General features: G+C 46.3%; 17 protein-coding genes. 16 read left to right on the forward strand and 1 reads right to left on the reverse strand.

The annotated features are described in order from the left end of the window. Nucleotides 1–6: 6 nt before the first annotated feature. From WFI24_RS05310 to WFI24_RS05380, 15 genes are all read left to right on the forward strand, one after another. Entirely contained in the window at nt 7–264 is a 258-nt protein-coding gene (locus WFI24_RS05310; RefSeq protein ID WP_192133027.1) for a DUF2577 family protein, read from the forward strand. Continuing rightward, complete coding sequence (locus WFI24_RS05315) at nt 261–674, forward strand: DUF2634 domain-containing protein (protein WP_336759305.1); 414 nt, start codon at nt 261–263, stop codon at nt 672–674. Before WFI24_RS05310 ends, WFI24_RS05315 begins: the two co-directional genes overlap by 4 nt. Next, nucleotides 667–1,725 (forward strand): baseplate J/gp47 family protein, encoded by a 1,059-nt coding sequence (locus WFI24_RS05320; RefSeq protein WP_336759306.1) that lies wholly within the window; start codon nt 667–669, stop codon nt 1,723–1,725. The genes WFI24_RS05315 and WFI24_RS05320 overlap by 8 nt, the downstream gene beginning before the upstream one ends. Then, on the forward strand, nt 1,722–2,267 hold the full coding sequence (locus tag WFI24_RS05325) for a putative phage tail protein (RefSeq protein ID WP_336759308.1): 546 nt from the start codon (nt 1,722–1,724) through the stop codon (nt 2,265–2,267). The genes WFI24_RS05320 and WFI24_RS05325 overlap by 4 nt, the downstream gene beginning before the upstream one ends. Continuing rightward, complete coding sequence (locus WFI24_RS05330) at nt 2,268–5,450, forward strand: pyocin knob domain-containing protein (protein ID WP_336759310.1); 3,183 nt, start codon at nt 2,268–2,270, stop codon at nt 5,448–5,450. It begins immediately after the preceding gene. A gap of 34 nt (nt 5,451–5,484) precedes the next feature. Then, nucleotides 5,485–5,982 carry a phage holin family protein gene (locus WFI24_RS05335; protein WP_336759311.1) on the forward strand — a complete coding sequence of 166 codons (498 nt, stop codon included), beginning with the start codon at nt 5,485–5,487 and terminating at the stop codon, nt 5,980–5,982. 371 nt (nt 5,983–6,353) lie between these two features. Next, entirely contained in the window at nt 6,354–7,295 is a 942-nt protein-coding gene (locus WFI24_RS05340) for a glycoside hydrolase family 25 protein (RefSeq protein WP_336759312.1), read from the forward strand. A gap of 902 nt (nt 7,296–8,197) precedes the next feature. Next, on the forward strand, nt 8,198–9,844 hold the full coding sequence (locus WFI24_RS05345; protein WP_336759637.1) for an ABC transporter substrate-binding protein: 1,647 nt from the start codon (nt 8,198–8,200) through the stop codon (nt 9,842–9,844). Nucleotides 9,845–10,052: 208 nt separating this feature from the next. Next, nucleotides 10,053–11,057 (forward strand): ABC transporter permease, encoded by a 1,005-nt coding sequence (locus WFI24_RS05350; protein WP_336759314.1) that lies wholly within the window; start codon nt 10,053–10,055, stop codon nt 11,055–11,057. Between the two features lie 42 nt (nt 11,058–11,099). Beyond that, nucleotides 11,100–11,999 (forward strand): nickel transporter permease, encoded by a 900-nt coding sequence (nikC, locus tag WFI24_RS05355; protein WP_076209596.1) that lies wholly within the window; start codon nt 11,100–11,102, stop codon nt 11,997–11,999. An 824-nt stretch (nt 12,000–12,823) separates the two neighbouring features. Next, nucleotides 12,824–14,704 (forward strand): molecular chaperone HtpG, encoded by a 1,881-nt coding sequence (htpG, locus tag WFI24_RS05360; protein ID WP_336759316.1) that lies wholly within the window; start codon nt 12,824–12,826, stop codon nt 14,702–14,704. Between the two features lie 591 nt (nt 14,705–15,295). After that, a complete protein-coding gene (locus WFI24_RS05365; protein WP_336759317.1) occupies nt 15,296–16,711 on the forward strand; it encodes a deoxyguanosinetriphosphate triphosphohydrolase family protein in 1,416 nt (471 codons plus the stop codon). Nucleotides 16,712–16,732: 21 nt separating this feature from the next. Further along, nucleotides 16,733–17,761 carry an MsnO8 family LLM class oxidoreductase gene (locus WFI24_RS05370; protein ID WP_336759319.1) on the forward strand — a complete coding sequence of 343 codons (1,029 nt, stop codon included), beginning with the start codon at nt 16,733–16,735 and terminating at the stop codon, nt 17,759–17,761. A 287-nt stretch (nt 17,762–18,048) separates the two neighbouring features. Next, a complete protein-coding gene (locus WFI24_RS05375) occupies nt 18,049–19,761 on the forward strand; it encodes a HAMP domain-containing methyl-accepting chemotaxis protein (RefSeq protein WP_336759320.1) in 1,713 nt (570 codons plus the stop codon). 90 nt (nt 19,762–19,851) lie between these two features. Continuing rightward, the gene (locus tag WFI24_RS05380) at nt 19,852–20,829 is read left to right on the forward strand and encodes a TRM11 family SAM-dependent methyltransferase (RefSeq protein WP_336759321.1); all 978 of its coding nucleotides are present in this window, start codon (nt 19,852–19,854) and stop codon (nt 20,827–20,829) included. A gap of 127 nt (nt 20,830–20,956) precedes the next feature. Here the strand turns inward: WFI24_RS05380 and WFI24_RS05385 are convergent, their stop codons facing one another. Further along, a complete protein-coding gene (locus WFI24_RS05385) occupies nt 20,957–21,913 on the reverse strand; it encodes a D-2-hydroxyacid dehydrogenase (protein WP_336759323.1) in 957 nt (318 codons plus the stop codon). 208 nt (nt 21,914–22,121) lie between these two features. On the opposite strand from WFI24_RS05385, the gene thpR reads away from it, so the two are divergent. Further along, nucleotides 22,122–22,724, forward strand: a complete 603-nt coding sequence (thpR, locus tag WFI24_RS05390) for an RNA 2',3'-cyclic phosphodiesterase (RefSeq protein WP_145320606.1) — start codon at nt 22,122–22,124, stop codon at nt 22,722–22,724. Nucleotides 22,725–22,790 lie beyond the last annotated feature (66 nt).

A 22,790-nucleotide genomic window follows, 5' to 3' on the forward strand; every position in this document is an offset into this window, starting at 1 on the left:
CGATAAATGATGCTGGACGTGATTAAAAAGGCAGCGGTGGCCGCTGTAGATGCCAAGTCTCCCGTTCAGGTAATGTACGGAAGCGTGACAAACACCCAGCCTCTGGAGATAACCGTTGAACAACGGCTGGCGTTGGCTGAGCCTTTTCTGGTACTGCCGGAATCCGTAGCGAACAAAGCTTGGACCGTGGGAGACCATGTCTTGTTGTTACGTGTTCAAGGTGGAGACAGCTTTGTCGTGCTGGATCGGCTGGTGAATCCATGATTCCACAGGGTGCGCAGATTAGCGCAGAAGATCAGGAAGAAGCTGCTGTGCTTCCAAGTCTGACGTATGTGTTTCAAGCTTCAGGGCAGCGAATTGGAAGACTGCAACTGGATGGAAAAGATGCGGTAAAACAGGCGGTGTATAAAGCGTTGTCTACACGCCGCTACGAGCATCTAATCTATTCCTCGGATTACGGCATGGAATGGTCCTGGGAAGGAATGGCCGGGAGATCCATGGTTGAATCGGAACTGGAACGCTGGATTCGCGAAGCGTTGCTTCCGGATGATCGCATTTCGGATGTAACCGAGTTCGATTTTGTCCACGAGGAAGATGGAGTACGGGTGTCTTTTACCGTGGAAACGGATTTTGGCAGCTTCGGGGAAGAGACGGAGGTGAATATGAATGTATGAAGCGCAGACGTTTGAAGTTATTTTAAACCGAATGCTGGATAGGGTACCAGATGGTGTGGATAAACGTGAAGGCAGCATTATCTATGATGCGCTTGCGCCAGCGGCAGTGGAAATGGCTCAGATGTATATCGAGCTGGATGTGAACGCCAATCTGAAGTTTGCGGATACAGCTTCTGGAGAGTACTTAGATCGGGCAGTGGCTTGGTCTGGCATTAGTCGGAAAGCGGCCACGAAGGCACGATGGGTTGGTAGTTTCCGGAATAACGAAGGTAAGCCTGTTGAGGTTCCTTTGGAGAGTCGTTTTTCTACGGGGGATCGGGTGTATATTGTTGTGGAGCGCTTCGCGGCAGGACGATATGTGTTGGAATGTGAAGTCGCGGGAGCGGAAGGTAATGAGTATACGGGGGCGCTGCTGCCCATCGATTATATTGCTGGCCTGACGACAGCTGAATTGACACAGTTGCTGGTTCCTGGCGAAGACGAGGAAACGGACCAAGCCTTGGTTGACCGATATCAGGACAAAGTTTCCCGTCCGGTAACGAGTGCCAACAAATATCAGTATGAGCTATGGGCACGGGAAAACTCCGGGGTTGGCAAAGCGAAGGCTTTTCCACTGTGGGAAGGGCCAGGTACAGTCAAAGTGGCATTGTTGAATAATGAAATGCAAACACCTGCTGAGGCGGTCATTAAGGCGGTGCAGGAATTTATCGACCCCACCCTGGATGGAATGGGTGAAGGTGCTGCTCCAATTGGACCCGTGGTCACAGTGGTGGGAGCAGAAGAAGTACCTATTGATGTGGAGGTGCAGGTCACGCTTGCTTCCGGTTCAACGTATGAGGGCGTGAAGACACTGATTGAAACGGGAGTTACAGCGTATCTGAAAGAACTGGCTTTTGCCGATCCGTTGGTTCGTTGGACACGTATTGCCAATGTCATTCTGGATATCCCGCCTGTGATCGATTATAGCGATCTGCTGGTGAATGGTGGTATGTCCAATCTGGAGATCGCCCCCAGCGCAGTAGCCGTTCTTGGGACGGTGAAGGTGACATGAGTAAAGCGGACGTATTAATGACTCTTTTGCCCCCGTTGTATGAAAATGTGCTGGAGATGCAGCTTCTTACAGAGACCGAAGGTGTAGAGCTGGACAAGCTTACGGTGGGTTTGGAAAGTGTGCTGGACCAATTCTACCCGGAGTCTGCGACCTGGGCATTGGAACGTTATGAGCGAGATTTGCAGATTCAGACGAATCAAGCCAAGCCAGACGACCAGCGAAGATCCGTAATTATCTCCAAAATGCGCGGCAGCGGCAAAGTTTCTGGTTCCATGCTCAAGAACGTGGCGCGGGCCTACGAAAGCGGCGGGATCGATGTATCCGTGTCGCCCGAGGAATACTTGATCCGAATTCGCTTCATCGACACATGGGGCTTACCGCCCAATCTGGACGATCTGAAGGCAGCGATTGAGGATATTAAACCAGCACATATGGCCGTGGATTACCGTCTGCGGTATTTGACGATTTCGGAGGTTGAAAGCATGACGCTAGAGGAGATCGAACAGACTCGACAGGATAAATTTGCAGGAGGTGGAGCATAGATGAATGAACCAAAAACACCAAATTTGGGATTGAATAAGATTGACCGTTCCTCGCCGTCGACGACCTATTTTGATCTGGACAAGTATCTGGATCAGAATTGGGAGAAGGTTGATGAAGGTGTAGGGCATGTCGAAGAAAAGGCTGAGAAAACCGCTGCACAATTGAGTAGTATTCAGGAGCGGTTGGATACGGAGAAGCGTAGATCGGTGACGTTGGGGCCAGGATTGCAAGTTGTTAATGCTGAACGTGCCTCGGCGTTTAAGTTGGAAGGATTGAAGGGACGCACGCTTGTGAATTTGTTGGGGCGTGATGGTGGGTGTGAGAATACAAGTAGCTGGTTTACAACTGTTGGGGTATTGGCTGAATTGGATTCGTCGCACAAAACACAAGGTAGTCAAAGCATTAAAATTTCATTGAAGGGAGGAAGTACTGGGGGAAGTTTATACAAACAGTTAGGACAAACCCTGTCTAACAGTAAAAACTACCTTGCAATTGCAGATTTGAAAAGAGGCACATCTACGAGTGTAGCTCTATCTCTGTGGAACGGTACGGCAAACGTTTCAGGAACGGTAGTTACAGCGGATAAATTCTCAACTGCTATTCTGTTGATTCCTGCATCTAGTTTGGGTACAGTGACTAATAATTTGCAAATTTCTATAGTGGGAAGTGAAATAGCTCAATTTAGCCATGTTGATGCTGTACGTTTGTATGAAATCACCAGTTCAGAGTTAACGTCACTTTCCAATATGACAACGGAGCGAATTGCAGTGAAATATCCTTATGTAGATAGCATTCAGCCTGTTCGAAATCCTTATGTTATAAGGTATGGAGAGAATTTATTGCCTCCCTTTCATGAATGGACACCTACAGGAAGTGCAAAGGCAACATCGTGGTACAAAGTAACGATAACGTCAACTACGAACGATGTTGCGGCACTTTCGTATGACGCTCATGTTATTCCAAACAATTATTATACATTAAGCATTGATCAAAACGATGCCACAATATCTGTCACTGGCGGCACGGATGGAGCGATCATAGTAGCTAATACTTCGGCTACTTCGGTAACATTTAATAGTGGAAACAGAAAGATTGTTCGTGTATATGTATCAAATTATGCAGCAGGACAAGGTACCCCAGGTATCGGTGATTTTGTGTTTAAAAATCCAATGCTCTCGCTTGGAAAAACGACCAAACGATTTGAACCTCGCGAAGATGCAGTGCTTGCTCTGCAAACGGATCTATACGCTAATCCAATAACCGGAACGAATGTTGAAGAATTGTACGAGAAAGATGGCCAGTATTTCAAACTGACGAAGTGGAACAAAGTTTCGTTGGATGGAACACTACCCTGGATTCCTGATTCTAGTGGATCTGGGTATAAAACAGTGACTCTTTCATATGACAATTTTGTAGCCGGCAATACTGGTCTATTTCCTTACACAGTAAAATATGATGGTTCCTTACTTAAAACATGGGCGCCTGTCATAGATAATGCTGATTATGCTTGGCTCAGAGAAGGAGGATCGAATCTTTATATAACAGTATCTAATTCAGACAGCGGTTGGGGAGACTCATATACGCCAACAGTTGACGATATTAAGGCTTATTTTATGGGTTGGCGAATGCGTAATTGGAACGATTTAATGCCATATAATGGTTCAGGAGAGAAAGCGTGGGGGACCGTAGTAAGTGGAGGCGCTGCACATTGGACAGCAATACTGCCAACGACAGAGGCAGTAGATTATAAAAACCCATACCAACTCATATACCAGCTTGCAACACCAACTATTGAACAAATCATGTCAGAGGGTCAATTGACGTTTATTGAGGGAGATAATTTGGTAGAAGTAGGTACGGGAATGATAATTAGAGAGAATGTTAAACCAGTATATACTTCTGATGTGCATAAATCATATAACATTAATAACTATAATTTGTCAGCCAAATTAAATAGTAAGGTTAAAAAAATACTGTCCGTTTATAAAAATGATGTCAGAGATTACTGGGATATACTACGATTTAATCCGGAGTCAGAAGTTTATGGGTTAGAGTTAGCTTCCTTACCAGCCTCTCAATATGATCCATCGGCTTATTATAGTGTAACATATCAGGTTCAGGATCAATTTTCACCAATATCGATTAACGGAACGATAGGAGTGAGTGAGAAATCTATTATAGAACAATTTATAAACGATTCTTCCAATATTTCGAGGCAGCTATCTGTAATGGAAAGCAAAAATAAAGAAATGGAATTTCAGCAGTATGCTGACAAAAACTTTCTCAAAAAATCATCTAGCATTAATGAAAATGAAGATCTAAATAACTTGGTATTTGAGGGAGAATTTTATTGTCAACTTAGTCTAACTGCTGAAACACTTAAAAATTGTCCTGTTAGAGTGGCATTCAGTCTTAAAGTTAGTAAAAATGGAACGCAAAATAAAGAGTCAACTCCAGGGGTAACACAAACTTTAATTACATTTCTTCCAGTAGGATTTACGACATGGCAGCGAAATCTTTATGATACTTGGGGAGCGTGGGTCAAAGTTCCATCAAGAGAGGAATTTGAGAGTTTAAAGTCCTCTGTCAGTGATGGGAAATCGGCTATCGCTGCCGCCATTACTGGCAAGGGGGTAGCGGCATCAGGCAGCGATACATTTAGTCAATTAACGAATAAGATAAAGCAGATAGAAATATCAAATGCTAATATGACCCAAGTAAATCTAAAAAAATCTTATACTAGTGGAAGAAATGCTGAGGATTTCATTATAGGAACAATTCCACAAAAATCGGTTTATTTTCAGTTTTCTTCAAATTGGACCAATACTACCTATTTTACACTTAGTGTTTCTGGGTCTGCATACACTGACGGTGTATTCTTTGCTTTGAAAGATAGGTTGGGTATTACTGCTCAGATAGGCCCTAAAGTAGATTATTTTAATTACTCTGCAATGTACTTGATTTCTACAATTACTTGGGATTTAAGGACTCTTCAAGGATACTACAGTGGTAAAAATACTACCAACATCGGACAAGGGGAAGATATTAGAGCTAGTTTCACTATTCCTGCTAATTTTGATCGTGAAGGTCCAATTAACTTCATAATAGTTCCTAAGTTGAATGGGCAGCAAAGTGTCGACTGTTACTTAGGGGCGCAGGGAACCTTTATCACGGCAAACTAACTACCTAAAAATCTTTCAAAAAGGAGGTGAAACCATGGAAAGATGGGACACCCTATGGAAATGGGGAATTGTGCTTATGAGTAGTTCAGTAACCTACTTCTTCGGCGGCTGGTCAGGAGTGCTCGGTGTACTACTGGTATTCGTCATCCTCGACTATCTAACCGGCATCGCGGCGGCGGGTATGAGTGGCAAGTTAGAAAGTAATGTCGGCATGTTCGGCATCGCCCGAAAGGTATTTATATTTGCAATGGTATCGGTGGCTCATCTGGTGGACGGTGTTCTGGGAGACGGACATTTGTTCAGGGATGCGGTCGCCTTTTTTTATATCGCGAATGAGCTGTTATCCATTATTGAAAATGGGGGCAAACTGGGAGCACCGATTCCGCCGGTGATTCGGCAAGCCATTGAAGTGCTCAAGGGCAAAGGGGGAACCGGGGGGATCTCAGGTAACTATACTCCTGATTCCAGAGAATCTTTTGTACAGTCAGATCATGAGGACGCTGCTCAACAGATTAGAGATGAAACGAAGTAAAGGCTCAGCATTCATTCAAAATTGTCCTGTGGCAAGATATAGAGCACTACAGAGTCGAAAGTCTGCACCATTAGCCTACAAGTAGTGAAAGAGACGGAATCGATTCTGAAGAAGCGGAGCGGTCGCCTTTGTCTCTAAATTTTAACCATTAAAATAATAAATCATAAAAATTTGGAGACAACAGCGATCGGAAGAACGATTCGTATCTGGAACGGTCGCGTACCGACTTGGTATGTTTTCTTAAGAGGGTGGATAGATAACATTGAACCTAGCTATTACCATCAACAAGGGACACGCACACAAGCAACACCTGATCCAACCGCATTAACTATATACAAACGGCAATTTGCCGCATAAAGGGTGTGAGAAACATGCAAACGAGAAGTTCGGGCAACACACAGGGCATTGACGTCTCCCGATACCAGGGCAATATTGACTGGGCCAAAGTGAAGGCAAGTGGCATGACATTTGTATTTATCAAGGCAACCGAGGGACAGACATATACCGATCCAAATTATCAAAAAAATGTAAAGGGTGCACTGGCGGCGGGCATACTGGTCGGCACGTACCATTTCTTCCGCGCGACATCCACCGATGGTGCCAAGGCAGAAGCGGCACATTATGCGAATACGCTGAAAAAAGTCGGAGGCGCCAAGGCGCTACAACTGCCACCCGTTATGGACTACGAGAACAACCCCGGCAACCTGAGCAAAGCGCAGATGAATACGGTTGCTAAGGCTTTTTTAACCGAATTACAACGTCTGACAGGTGTAAAACCGATCATATACACGGGCAATTCATTTGCCGGGAATTTTGACACATCACTCAGCTCATACGATCTGTGGATTGCACGTTACAGCAGCACCCGTGTACCAGACGACCAGCCAGCATGGAAGCATTGGACGTTCTGGCAGTATACGGATTCGGGCAAGGTGAGCGGCATTAGTGGCAACGTGGATATGAATGAATTCGAGGGAACAGCGGCACAGCTCAGAGCAAGGTACGCAGCAGCTACTCCGAAACCAACGGAGCCGTCCAATCCGAATCCGCCAACCGAACCACCGAAAGGGGGCGAACCAATGACAGTTGAAGAGAAAGCAGCGTTTGATGCGCTCAAATCCCAGGTCGATAAACTGCAGGCGCGTCAGCAAATGGAAGTTCCAGTATGGGCGAAAGCAGCCGTGGATGCAGCATTAGCATATGACACCAAAAATCCATTGTTCAGCATCGAGAATGGGGCGAGTTATGATTTTTACCGTTTTATTACCGTGATGCATCGCAGAGGTTTGTTTAAAAAGTCAGCTGATTCTTAGCAAATGACAATTTGATCTTATCCGAATGTGGATTGAGTGGAGGAGGGACACGGGACGCTTTTTGTCGAACTGTGTTCCTTTTTTGTGTTTTGTGTAAGTAATATTAACACATATAATAAAGTTGAAGACATATGTCTGTAAATCTCTTGTCTAAATGATTAATGTGATGTAAAGTAAGTTACACGAAATTGTTTTTCACTACGGTTTATAACCATAATCCTCCTCATCATGACAAAACCATAACATATGAAGTTATTGTAATGTCTCCCTGTTGTACAATCCAACATCTCAAGATGACTCGTTCATACATTTTACACATCCAATCTGAAAGAGAAAACCACTCTAATAAACAACTTACACAGCTAACAACCTAGCCTTTGTTGAGTTTCTTTCATCCGTATTGCAAACGAACGCTACCTAATCCGGTTTCCACATTCCATGCTCAAGACGACACGCTCAAGGAACAGACTTTATTGCGTAGCCAGCAGTGTAGTATCCATGTGTCATACGGTATTTTCGATCTACCAACTTAAACTTGTTCTTACCAGTCCATACCCACTCGCTGTTACTTATTGACCCAAGTTCAAATAATATGCAACAAGCAAACACAGCAATCTCATAGATTTATCTTACAAGATGCTTTGTCGAACCTTTCTCTTTTTGTTTATAAAGTGATCAATTGACATCCTCACCTATGTGCATCATCTAACATTCATATCTATCCATGCTGTTTTTACATTTCATATACATGCCGTACTTTCCCCAGAACTTTAATTCAGGTATCGCAGGCATCTAAAGCCTTTTATATGATACATAGCACTAAACCGATTGCCAACATTGGAGATCTTTCATGCCAGCATCACACACATTATGAGACAGGGAAGGGTGTTGTACGTATGCGAATGAGAAAAAAATGGATGTCCGGTGTTCTAACGATGGCTTTGAGTACCGTATTGGTGTTGTCTGGTTGCTCCAGTAATGAGAGTGGAGAGGCTACACCTGCTCCGGCGGAAGGAACCGACCCTCCAACCGAAACGGTAGCCCAGGATACGATGATTATGGGCCGTGGTGGGGATTCGGTAGCACTCGACCCGGCGATTGTAACCGATGGGGAGTCGCTGAAGATTGGGCATCAGGTGTTTGATTCATTGCTGGACTACAAGGAAGGCGGAACAGAGGTCATTCCTGGACTAGCAGAGAGCTGGGAGATTTCGGCGGATGGGCTCAAGTATGTGTTTAAGCTGAAGTCCGGTGTGAAATTCCATGATGGAACTGATTTTAATGCCGAGGCTGTTGTGTTCAACTTCAACCGCTGGGGTGATCCGGCGAGTGAATATAAATTTGAGGGAGATTCCTTCGATTATTACGACTCCATGTTTGGTCCAGAGGACGGACGTGTGATCAAGGAAGTGAAGGCGACGGACGAGACTACGGTGGAGTTCACATTGAACCAGCCACAAGCACCTTTCCTGCAAAATATTGCGATGACGCCATTTGGCATTGCCAGCCCAACCGCGATTCAGGAGAAAAAAGAAAACTTTAAGAGCGAGCCTGTGGGCACGGGCCCATTTGTATTCAAAGAATGGAAGCGTAACGACTCCATCACCCTGGAAAAAAACGCAGATTACTGGAAAGAAGGACTGCCGAAGCTGAACAAAGTGATCGTGCGTTCGATTCCGGATAACACGGCTCGCTTCAATGCATTGCAAAACGGCGAGATTGATGTCATGGAAGACCTGAACCCGGACGATCTGTCCATCCTTGAAGGCAACAGCGAGTTGCAGAAGATCGAGCGGCCACCATTCAACGTGGCGTATATCGGCTTTAACTTCAAGAAGAAACCATTTGATAATGTCAAAGTCAGACAAGCCCTCAACCATGCGGTGAACAAGCAGGCCCTTATTGATGCGTTCTTTGCTGGACAAGCTGAGCCTGCCGTGAACCCGATGCCGCCAACGCTGTGGGGGTACAACGATACCATTGAGGATTACCCATATGATCTGGAAAAAGCAAAAGCTTTACTGGCCGAAGCTGGCTTCCCTGACGGATTGCCTGATCCGGTAACCTTCTATGCAATGCCGGTATCCCGTCCGTATATGCCCGATGGCAAAAAGGTAGCAGAAGCAATCCAGGCTGATTTTGAGAAAATTGGTGTGACCACGAACATCGAATCCCCAGAATGGGCGACGTATCTGGATGATGCCAAAGCAGGGGAGAAAGACGATATCTACATGCTCGGCTGGACGGGTGACAACGGGGACCCGGATAACTTCCTGTACACTTTGCTCGACAAAGACGCCATTCCGGGCAACAACCGCAGCTTCTATGTTAACGAAGAGTTGCATGTGCTGCTGACCGATGCGCAGAAAGAAACAGATCAGGAGAAACGTGCGGAGCTTTACAAACAAGCGCAGGCAATTATCAAGGAAGACGCACCGTGGATTCCACTTGTGCACACCACCCCAATTCTGGCGGGTAAATCGAACCTGAAAGGTTTTGTACCATCTCCGCTGGGCAGTGAATCCTATGCCGGTGCTTATTTTGAGTAAGCAGTAAGCTGAACTTATCAATTTCAGATAACTGCGATCTGAAGAGGGCACTACAGTTCGGAGTGATTACGTTTTAATTCTTTCTTACAAAGCGCTGGTGAAACGCAATGCTTGGCAGAACCCACATCCGGACGTAACTATCCAAAGCATACGTTGTCTACCGGCGCTTTTTATTTTTGCACGATATGTCGAAGGCAGGTGAACAGGATTGAACAGCTATATTGTCAAACGTGTGCTTGTGTTGCTGCCCGTACTTCTGGGTATGACCCTGATTGTTTTTTCCATCATCCACGCCATTCCGGGTGACCCGGCCGAGACCATACTTGGGCAAAAGGCAACCGAACAATCTAAGCAGGCCCTTCGTGACCAGCTTGGTCTGGATAAACCCTGGTTCCAGCAATATTTCGCCTACTTGGGCGATTTGCTCAAAGGTGACCTGGGAACATCCATCCGCACCAAGGTGCCTATTGCCCAGGAAATTGTGCCTTATCTGACAGCAACCCTTGAATTAACGATGGCGAGTATGTTGTTTGCTGTCATTATTGGGGTGAATGCCGGGATTGTCAGTGCATGGAAGCACAACTCCTGGTTTGATTATTGTTGCATGGTCATTGCTTTGGTGGGTGTATCCATGCCAATCTTCTGGCTCGGTCTGATGGAACAATGGCTGTTCGCGAACAAGTTACAGTGGCTGCCATCCATTGGGCGAATGAATGCACGTGATCCAGTGGAAGCCATTACGGGCTTGTATGTGCTGGATACGATGATTGCCGGACAATGGAATCAGTTGTGGACCGTAACGAAACATTTGATTCTGCCAAGTGTTGCACTGGGAACGATTCCGATGGCGGTTATTGCTCGGATGACCCGTTCCAGCATGCTGGAAGTGATGAGTTCTGATTACATTCGTACAGCGAAGGCGAAGGGACTGGGTCCGTTTTTCGTCGTATATGGACATGCCCTCAAAAATGCGTTTATTCCCGTGCTCACCGTGATCGGTATCCAGACCGGATCATTACTCGGGGGTGCGGTATTGACCGAAACGATCTTCGCCTGGCCGGGCATCGGACGTTATATATATGAAGCGATTAGTTCGCGGGATTATCCGGTGATCCAGAGTGGCATTTTGATCGTGGCGTTCTTTTTCGTGGTGATTAACCTGATTGTGGACCTGCTCTACGCCGTGTTTGATCCGCGTATCAGCTATAAATAGAGGGATTTATCATTCATTCATATCCAAGAAAGGAGACGCCGCATGGCCAAATTATCGACCAATACCGGACCATCCATTGACGCTGCGTCGGCGAGCACATCCGGTCCATGGCGGGAAGCGTGGAGAACGTTTCGGAAAAATCGGCTTGCGCTTGCGGGCTTGATTATCATTGTATTTTTCATCCTATTAGCCTTCCTGGCGCCATACATCGCTCCTTACGATTACAAGGAACAGGTGCTGGTGGATCGACTCCAGGCTCCTTCGGCAGAGCATTGGTTTGGTACCGATGATCTGGGGCGTGACGTGTTTTCCAGAGTGATGCATGGGGCGCGTATTTCATTGTGGGTGGGCTTCTTCTCCGTCATTGGTTCCATTATTGCGGGTACGTTGCTTGGTCTGATTGCCGGTTTCTATGGAAAATGGGCGGATATGCTCATCTCTCGTCTATTTGATATTTTGCTCGCATTTCCGGGAATCCTGCTGGCTATTGCCATTGTGGCAATATTAGGCCCGTCGTTGCAAAATGCACTGCTCGCCATCGCTATCGTGAACATCCCGACCTATGGGAGATTGGTGCGTTCACGGGTACTCAGCTTGAGACAGGAGGAATTCATTACGTCGGCGCGGACACTTGGAGCGGGTAACGGGCGAATCTTGTTTCGTCACATCTTGCCCAACAGCCTTACTCCTCTGATCGTGCAAGGTACACTTGGAATTGGGACGGCGATCATCGAAGCTGCTGCGCTCGGATTTCTAGGCATGGGCGCACAACCACCCGATCCCGAATGGGGTAAAATGCTGTCGGACTCCCGTCAGTTTATACAAAAAGCACCGTGGACACTGATTTTCCCCGGCGTTTCCATTATGTTAACCGTTCTCGGCTTCAACCTAATGGGCGATGGCCTGCGCGACACCCTTGATCCGAAAATGGTGAAAAAGTAGAATTATCAAACTCAAACCGTAACCGTAACGTCAGGCTCAATACCGTAAGACCGAGGATATTCGAATGTACATTAGACGGGAATGTTTTGATACTAGCCGATATATCAACAGACACATCACAATCTTTCACCATGCCGGTTCGAACTTTGGTTCGAGGCGGCTTTTGTTTTACCTGCGGGATTACGGTAAAATGATTGGTGATGTGCAAAAGTTGAAGGGTTATTCGATCTTTTTGTTGAAATAACCGCCTTCGTATTGACACCCAATTTTCCCATATGTTATATAAAAGGAAGGGTTTAGCACTCCGATCATTAGAGTGCTAACAGATGATGTTTTTATTACACGACTACATATGGAATGATTCTGTTTTTGAAAATAGATATTGAATCTGAGTAGGACATGCGAAGCCAAGGTATGCAACAGACTTGAAGCAAGATTCCACGTTTAAGAGATATCACCTCATTGATGTCCTTTATCCTAAAAAATCAGTCGCTGATCAGATGCAAAAGTAGTGCAGGGGACGAAATCGATTTGGAGGAAGCAGAGCGTTCGCCTTTATCACCGGATTTCTCCATTTTTAAAAGGGAATCAAAGAAATCTGGGGATAACAGCGATCCGAAAAACGATTCGTAACCGGAACGGCTACATTGCAGAACGTCGTGCACTTATTTTTACAATGAGCCAGTTAGAAGTGAAGCACAATATCTGTGGACTAGAGCGATCAAAGGTTTTTGAGTCTACTAATGGCCGCAGGGTTATCTCAGTTACTTTCTATTTTCAATCAAATCATTCGATATCCCAATTTGAAAGGAGTCCAACCACTCATGGCTAAGAAAGAATTCCAGGCAGAATCCAAACGTTTGCTGGATATGATGATCAATTCCATTTACACCCAAAGGGAAATCTTTTTGAGAGAATTGATCTCCAACTCCAGTGACGCCATTGATAAAATTTATTACAGAGCACTTACGGACGAGGCGCTCGTTTTCAACAAAGAGGACTACTTCATCAAGCTCACGATCGACAAAGAAAACCGCACGCTCACACTGACGGATACCGGAATCGGGATGACGCAGGAAGAGCTGGAGAATAATCTAGGGGTTATCGCGAAGAGTGGTTCCCTGGCATTTAAGAAGGAAAATGAAGCCAAAGACGGCCACAACATCATCGGACAATTCGGGGTTGGTTTCTACTCGGCATTTATGGTGGCGGACAAGCTGACCGTAACGAGTAGAACGCTGGGCAGCGACGAGGCATGGAAATGGGAGTCCGAAGGTGCGGATGGTTACACCATTACACCGGCTGAGAAAGATTCCGTAGGTACAGAGATCGTCCTGACAATTAAAGAAAATACCGAAGAAGATTCGTATGACGAATTTTTGGAAGAGTACCGCCTGAGATCCATCATCAAGAAGTACTCCGACTTCATTCGCTACCCGATCAAGATGGATGTAACGGGTCAACGTCCGAAAGAGGGCACAGAGAACGAGTTCGAGGAGTACCAAGAAGAACAAACCGTGAACAGCATGGTGCCGATCTGGCGTAAAAATAAAAGCGAATTGACTGAAGAAGATTACACCAACTTCTATATGGAAAAACGCTACGGTTTTGACAAACCGCTCAAACACCTGCACATCAGCGCAGATGGCGCAGTGGTATACAATGCAATCCTGTTTATCCCGGAGAACACGCCGTTTGACTACTACACAAAAGAGTACGAAAAAGGGCTTGAACTCTACTCCAACGGTGTATTGATCATGGATAAATGCGGGGATCTGTTGCCAGATTACTTCGGATTTGTTAAAGGTATGGTGGATTCCGAAGATCTGTCCCTGAACATCTCCCGTGAGATGTTGCAACATGACCGTCAGCTGAGCCTGATCGCGAAGAACATCAAGAACAAAATTAAGAGCCAACTGCAAAGCCTGCTGAAGGACGAGCGTGAGAACTACGAGAAGTTCTACCAAGCGTTTGGCCGTCAGTTGAAATATGGCGTATATAGCGACTATGGTGTGAACAAGGATACATTGCAGGATCTGCTGTTGTTCACGTCATCCAAAGAGAACAAGCTCGTGAGTCTGGACGAGTACGTCTCCAGAATGCCGGAAGATCAGAAGTACATCTATTATGCATCCGGTGAGTCAATTAGCCGTATTGAGAAGCTGCCACAGATCGAGGGTGTTCTTGAGAAAGGGTACGAAGTATTGTACTTTACCGATGACATCGACGAGTTTGCAATCAAGATGATCACGAACTACAAGGAGAAAGAATTCAAATCCATCTCCAGTGGTGACCTGGGTATCGAAGATAGCGCGGACAAAGAAGAAACGGACGCACAGGACAACGACAACAAAGAGTTGTTTGAAGCGATGCAAGCTCAATTGGCGGGTAAAGTCAAAGCGGTTAAGGCTTCCAAACGTCTCAGAAGCCACCCGGTATGCTTGTCCACCGAAGGTGAGTTGACGATTGAAATGGAGAAAATCCTGAAGGCTATGCCGAACAGTGAAAATGTACAGGCTGATAAAGTGCTGGAAATCAACGTGAATCACGATGTCTTCAAATCACTGCAAGATGCTTTCGCACAGGATCAGGAGAAGCTGAACCTTTACACAAGCCTGCTGTACCATCAAGCATTGCTGATTGAGGGATTGCCAATTCAGGATCCAGTAGAGTTCACTAACGATATCTGCAAGGTAATGGTGTAACATCGTTTGCACCCACTATCTCCACTCCGACAGGGCATCTCCGTCCTGTCGGTTTTTTTGTTTTTTACCCATACCGGGGAGGGTGTGGGGGAGGCAGACTATCATTGTAGTGATGGCTGAACATTTGAATAGGATTCTTTAGCCTTTCAAAGTTTTGAAAAAATCCCCTCTTTATAGGGAATGTAATATCATTTAGATTAGGTGTGAATCAAACGGCAAAAGTAGTGAAGGGAACGGAATCGATTCTGAAGAAGCGGAGCGGTCGCCTTTGTCTCCGGGTTTTTCCCTTAGTAAAGGGAATTCAGAAAACCTGTAGACAACAGCGATCAGAAGAACGATCCGTAACCGGAACGGCCACGCCAAACTGTATCAGGCACTTTTTTCCATCATAAGTCACTTTCACTTTCAATATTAATCATTATCATTTAGATGCACGGATGATAGTCTGGCAGGGTATAATAAGAGAAGATGACTGTTCATCACAAGTTGATGTAAGAAGAGATGACAATCACAGACAGGTTTTACTTTTCGAAACCACAGATGTTGTGTATAATCACTCAAAATAGAGACAGTCGGCTAGGAGTGATCCCCATGCAATGGAACGATCTGAGAGAACATAGACAATATCCCGAACTAACTAAGTTGGATGGATCTCGTGCAGCGTATGAACGGGACTATTCCAGACTCATTCATTCACCGACCTTCCGTCGGTTACAAGGTAAATCGCAGGTGTTTGGCGCGGGAACGGGCGATTATTATCGTACTCGTTTAACCCATTCCCTGGAGGTAGCACAGATTGCACGAGAGGCGGCCCGAAGCCTGATTCGTCGCTTTCCCAAGGTAGACTGGGACCGGGCGGACAGCCCCGGCCTCATTATTGATTCAGAAGTGGTGGAGTGCGCTGCAATCGCACATGACTTCGGTCACCCGCCTTTTGGACATAAAGGTGAAGAAGTGCTGGATGGTATTCTGGATGACCTGATCAACACCGAGACGAAGAAAATCATGAAGAAAAGTCGCGGCGCCAAAGTTCCCAAGGCGGAATCCGAGGTGCGTGCAGAGCTTAAGCGAAAATACGAGCATTTTGAAGGCAATGCGCACAACTTCCGCCTCATTATGCACTTGGAAAAACGTGAAGATATCGACGGGCTGAACCTGTCTGATGCAGTATTGCTGGGAATTAACAAATATCCGTACCCTGGTACGGAGAGTAAGAAAGGCATGTATCATCATGAATGGCAATATATCCGTGAGATCCGTGATCGCTGGAACGTGCCGGCAGGCAAGAAGACGCTGGAAGCACAGCTGATGGACCTTTGCGACGATATTGCGTACTCCTCTCATGACCTGGAGGATGGCATCAAAGCAGGCAAAATCGAGGTACATGAGCATTTCCTGCAGGATCCGCATGTCAATCGACTGATTGTGGATAAGATTACAACGCTGGAGGATCTGTTCTGGAACGGATGGACCCGAGAAGCCATTGGGCAAAAGGTAGAAGAGGTGCTCGCTTCGTTCCTGCGCATCTGGAATGAGAAGATGCCGTTCTGTGAGCATGATTACTCGCGTACCCGCCGTGAGGTGAAAGCCTACTGGGTGAGCTTTTTTGTAGGCAGTCTGGGCGTTATTGATGATGGTGACTGGAAGAAGGTAACCTTTGTCCGTGAAGGGGCTGAAGACCTCGATATGCTGCGTACGGTGAGTGTGCTCAAGAGCTTTGCCTGGGTGACCATGATTCGAGATCTGCGTGTGCAGCGTCTTCAGAAGCGTAGCGAGTGGATGATTAAACGATTATGGGATGCATTCCTTGATCCGGAAACGTCCAAATCCATTATTCCATCCGACTGGCTGCAGCGGTATGAGAAGGATCAAGCCAAAGCCCAGCCGATCTGGACTTGGGAACACATGGTGATTGATTATATTGCAGGAATGACGGATGCATTTGCCGAGAAAATATACAATGAACTCTACGGTCTGAAGGTGGGTTCCATCTACGATCTGGATTAGAATTCACCAAGACAAAGGGAGATGAGACGCTTGGCTACCAAAATGAGTGAGAAGTTCAGTCTGGGCGTACTTGACCTTGTTCCAAGGTTACACGATGCCACAGCGGAACAGGCTCTCCAGCAATCGGTGACACTTGCTCAGCGTGCTGAGGCGTGGGGATACAGTCGATACTGGACGTCAGAGCACCATGATATGGCTGAACTGGCATCCGCATCTCCCGAAGTGTTACTTTCCCATATCGGAGCAAGGACGACAACGATTCAACTTGGCTCTGGCGCGGTCCTGTTGCCGCATTACAGCCCGCTGAAGGTGGCAGAATCCTTCCGTCTGCTTGCTGCGCTCTATCCAGGGCGCATAGAACTGGGGCTCGGACGAGCTCCAGGAGGTGGACCACATGCCACGATGGCACTCAGTGGCAATTACTTGCAGCATGTGTCCAAGCTGCCTGAATCGCTCGCAGCATTGACGGAACTGCTTGAAGACCGATACACCTACGAGGAACATCCCGTGACAGCTCGTCCGATACCCGAGCTCCCGTTATCGCTCTGGATGCTGGGGACCAACGTAAAGAGCGCAGAATTTGCGGCACGGTTTGGGATGGGGTATGTATTTGGTCAATTCATGAGTGATGCCGATGGTACAGAGGCTGTAAGACGGTACCGGGAAGGGTTCATCCCCAGTGCAACCATGAAGGAGCCTGAGGTTATGGTGGCCGTTAGTGTATTGTGTGCCAAGTCAGAGACGGATGCTCTGGCTTGGAGTCGTGATATGGCGGAGAAACGCAAGGCGGATGGAAAAGAACAGTCAACCGAGCCGAATTCCAGCACGGACTTGGTCTCACGCACGAAGGATTCAGCTAGTTCTGATCATCTTAAGGAAGCGGCGCGGCACTATGCAGGCACACCTGAGCAAGTATGGAGTCAATTGCAACAAGTGAGTCGAAGACTGGATACGGAACGGTTGCTTCTCGTTACGGCGGGACCAGACTATGAGCGCAGGCTGGACTCTTATCAATTGCTGGCTGAGTATGAGACAGCAATTGTGCAGTAGTTTATTACGTTAGGATGCCTACGCCTGCCTGCTGAAATCTAAACAAACCGAAGAGCTGCAAAACGGGATTTTGCCGTATGCTGCAGCTCTTTTTGTACTTTGCTAAAATTCAACAATCTTTTACAAAACAAAGCATCTTAATAACAAAATAATGTTATAATACTTTACGTCTATTTTCCTATCGATATAATATAGATAAGTGCTTTTGGCAAGAGGTCAAAAGAAGGGGAAAACAATGACAAAACACCTGAATTCGGGATGGCCGAAGAGGTCAAGGGGGAAATCATATGTTCAGCAGATTCAAGATCAAAAGTATCGGTCTGCGTATCAGCATCGCGTTCTACTTGTTAATCCTCTGTTTAATTCTTTTAAGTGTTACAATTGTCACCCGGATGAATTCAATAGAATCCAACACCAATGAAATTACTACCAATTGGATGCCCTCAATCCAGCAAATTAATCGGTTGAACTATACCACAGAGCACGTTCTTTCGCTAAGTTATCGTCATTTTGAGGCGGATGAAACGGACAAGGCATCCTTGTCAGAAGAGCGTACCAAGTATATTCGTGAAACGACGCAGGCGATTAAAATCTATGACCAGCAGAAGAAGTCTCCAGATGAGCTCGAACACTGGACTGCGTTCAAGAATAAATGGGCAGCGTATCTCAAGATTAACACGCAATCGATCAAGCTGAGCGATGAGGGGGAGGCACAGCTGGCGAAGGAAGTGGCTGAAAAAGGGGCTGATTCCTTTGACGCCATGCAAGTCGATCTGGATTATCTTGTGGAATACAATCAGGAACAGTCCAATCTTGCTTCCGCCCAAACGATCAGATCTGTGCAGGATGGCAGATTGTTCATCATCTTCGGTGTTCTGGTCATGATTATCATTACAGCGATCAGCATTCCTGTTATTCGTTCACAGGTCGTGAAACCGCTGTTGCGTGTTATCAGTGCGGTGAAACTGATTGCAGAAGGCCAATTGAACGTTCAGGACATACATACCAAACACGAGGATGAAGTCGGTGTTCTGGCCAAAGCAGTGAATGATATGAAAGGTAACCTGACTTCCATGGTTCTCAATGTCAGACGAATTGCGGAAGATGTCAATCGTCAGAGCGGGGAACTTGCGATCTCCTCCGAAGAAGTTAAGATTGGCAGTCGCCAAATCGCTGTAACGATGGAAGAGTCAGCCAAGGCTGCAGAGAGCCAAGCAGAGACAGCCGTGGAATCGGCCCGTACTGTTGAAGGCCTGAATGATCACATTCAGAAGCATACGGAACAAGGCAGCCAGTTGCGCGTCATGTCGGATCTTGTACTGGAGCAAGGGTTGAATGGTCGCAAAGCGATGGAACAGTCGGTGCAGCAGATGCAACAGATTGCCGGTTCGGTCTCGGCTTCCATGAACAAGATGGAGCAGTTGAATCGTAAAAATGAAGATATTTCCAAACTGGTGCAGGTCATTCATGACATTGCACGCCAAACGAATCTGCTGGCATTGAATGCCTCCATTGAGGCAGCGCGTGCGGGAGAGAGTGGACGCGGCTTCGCCGTAGTGGCATCAGAAGTCCGGAAGTTATCTGAGGCTGTACAGACCTCGGTGGAAGAGATTACGACGATTACCGAGGATATTCAGCAGGATTCACAAGGGGTGGTTGCAGAATTGCGCACGGGCGTTCAGGAGACCGAACTGGGTCAGGAACATGTGCTTGCTTCAGGTCAACTGTTCCGTACGATTAATGAATCGGTGGAAGGCATGGTTAGTGTCATCAATACCATGACGGATGGTCTCGCAGGTATGCAGGAAGCAAGTGGACGCATGAATGATTTCAGTCAGCAGATTTCCGCTGTTTCAGAACAATCGGCAGCCAGTGTGGAGGAAGTTTCCGCATCGGCGGAGGAGCAGGTAAGCTCGATGGAAACGATTAGCGGCAATATTCAAAGTCTGAAAGAATTATCGGAAGATCTGCTTACATCCATTGAAAAATTAAAAATATAACCTTCTTCTTATAATAGAAGAAACTGGACTCGCACAGGCAGCGATTGGTGGGAAATTAGCATGAATTTTGAAGGAAGGGGAGGAGAAATTTTGCCTGATGAATCACCTGATACTCACCCTACTTACGGCATCCACCTATACACCTTTGCTTGCCACGAGAACGAACTCGAATTATGTACGCTGGAGCTGAACACACTGCTCGAACCGAGTTCGGAGATCCGTACAGACGGTGCTTCGTATGTATGGTCTGATATAAATATACCGCCAGGACGAAGTCCGTTTATTCATGGCAGACTGGATGTGATCGGTGAAGGAGACACAGTGAAAGATCTGCTTCCCTTTGCCAAAGACATCCAGCTATTGCCAGAAGAGACCTTTAAGGTGATATGTCTGAAAGAAGGGGATCATGCCCCTGATTATGCACAGTCTCGTCAACTGGAAAAAGAAGTTGGCATGTGTATTAATGGCAAGGCGCAGATGAAGCAGCCTAAGGTGACTTTCGGCCTAATCCGAACAGGAGAAAAATGGATCTTGGGCCAGTGGACAGAAGCAGATCGATCATGGCAAATTCATAGGCAGAAGCCGCAAAACTACTCGACCGGATTCGGCATTACACTGGCCAGAGCGTTGGTTAATATTGCTATTCCGAGGGTGGAAAATCATCGATTGCTTGATCCGTGCTGTGGTATGGGAACGGTTGTTATTGAGGCTTTATCCATGGGAATTGATGCAAAAGGTAACGATCTGAATCCTTTGGCTGTCCGAGGTGCACGCATCAATCTACCGCATTATGGATATGATTCGGATCGAATCACACTGGGAGATATGAATGAACTGGAAGGTTTGTATGATGCAGTTATTCTGGACATGCCCTATAACCTGTGTTCTGTACTCCCTGATGATGAGCAACGAGCCATGCTGGCAAGCTTGCGCAGATTGGCAAATCGGGCAGTTGTTGTTTCCACAGAGTGGGTGGAAGAGCACTTGCTGGAAGCAGGCTGGGCAGTAAAGGAGTATCGAACAGTACAAAAAGGCACGTTTATACGTCATATTTGGTTATGTATGTAAGCGAAGATAACAAAAAAAACTCCAATCTGGAAGGAATTACAATTTCCGGAGATGGAGTTTTTTGCTTTTTATTTGGAATCATAGTAGATGTAATTTGCACAATATTGCATGGGAACGGGTGTTTGTGTTAATATTTATGACTATAATCCACAAGGTTCACCGGCAGGGTATCGCCAGCGACGTAAGCTTCTAGATTTTTGACGAAAATATCGAGTGCTCGCTCCGTATATTGTTCCGTACTTCCTGCAATATGAGGGGTAATTAACACGTTATCCATGCCCCACAGCGGGTGGTCTGCCGGAAGGGGCTCTTCTTCGAATACATCCAGTGCAGCGAAGGCAATCTGCTTGCTTTGGAGTGCATCCAGCAATGCTTCCGTTTTCACGCTGGGGCCACGTCCCACATTGACGAAACAAGCACCAGATTTGAATTGCTGAAATGCAGTTTGATCATATATATGCTTGGTTTCATCGGTCAGCGGTAAAATGTTAATCACATAATCGCCTTTGCTCAAGGCTTCGTGCAGACCGGTCATATCGTACATTTGATCCACGTTCGGAACATCTTTGCCTGAACGGCGAACTCCGATCGTGTGCATGCCGAGTGCTTTGAGGATGCGGGCTGTTTCCGTGCCGATCTCACCCACACCAACGATGACCGCTGTTTTGCCATGCAGTTCCGGCAGTGGTTTGGCTGGAGTTTTCCATTCGGACTGCTGTTGATGCAACATGGCTTGTCTCAGCCAGCGACTGTGGGATAACATCATGCCCAGAATAATTTCCGTGATTGGAATCGCGTGAACCCCATTTGCACTCGTGATCTGAATGTTTTTTTGTTGCAGATCTGCGAAAGGGAGATTGTCCACACCTGCGGACCAGACCTGGACCCATTTTAACAGACTGTCCTGTTTCAATGCATGCTCAGTGACTAGTGGGGACCAGCCCAAAATAATTTCAGCCTCTTTCAATTCAGCAGGGTCCAATTCCTTGGCCTTTCCGAATTTTAGGGTGTACCCCGGTGCAGCATTCTGAATGCGTTGTTGCTGTTCTTCGGATAGAGATGGAAAACATACAATTTTACCCATAATGTGTGGTCCTCCTGAGATAAATAGTTTGATGAGTTTTGATAAGTAAAGTGTATCAGATTTGATGTTGGATGTGCATTGAGGTGGGAAATGCAGGAATCTAGCCTTATTTGCAAATTCTTATCTTTGTGTCACTCTATACTTACCCAACTTGAAACGATATGTATAATTATGAAATAATAGAGCGAACTTTAGAGAGGTGTATGCAATGAATAACCAATCACATCAGGATCATGCATCCCGGCGGGAAAGACTATTTGTAGCGATCCGTCTTCCTGCAGCTGTTCAGCAGTCTCTTCAGATGGATGCGAGGCTTGTTCAGAACAAGCTTGATTTTCGTAAATGGACAGATCATAGGGATTACCATATAACCTTGCAATTTCTGGGGGATACGTTAGTTAGTGACATCGGACACCTACGAAAAGCATTGCGCTCAGCAACAAGCGGATTTCAGCCATTTGAACTTCAGCTTTCGAACTGGGGTACATTTGGACTTGAAGAAGCCCCTAAAGTACTTTGGAAAGGTGTTAGCGGAGAGGTAGAGCGACTGTTTTCATTGCAAAAACAAATCGTGCAGGCGACTTCAACCCTTGGATATGAAGCTGAATTAAGACCTTATTCTCCGCACATTACCATCGCCAGAAAATATCTGGGCAAAGTTCCAGGTAATGAAAATAAAGGGGTGGCTAGTATGCTTCTAGAACATTCCACAGGTGCTAATTCATGGATGGTGGAGGACTTTGTGCTTTATGTGACAAGGCTGGGACAATCCCCAATGTATGAGGTCGTGGATACGTTCTCTTTTTCCTGAAAATCATTTTTATGCCATAAAATCACATTGACATAACGTTTATCCCTATGTAATATTAGCCATCGT

Origin of the sequence: Paenibacillus sp. USHLN196 (assembly GCF_037144955.1) — a bacterium.
Taxonomy (GTDB): Bacteria; Bacillota; Bacilli; order Paenibacillales; family Paenibacillaceae; genus Paenibacillus; species Paenibacillus xylanexedens_C.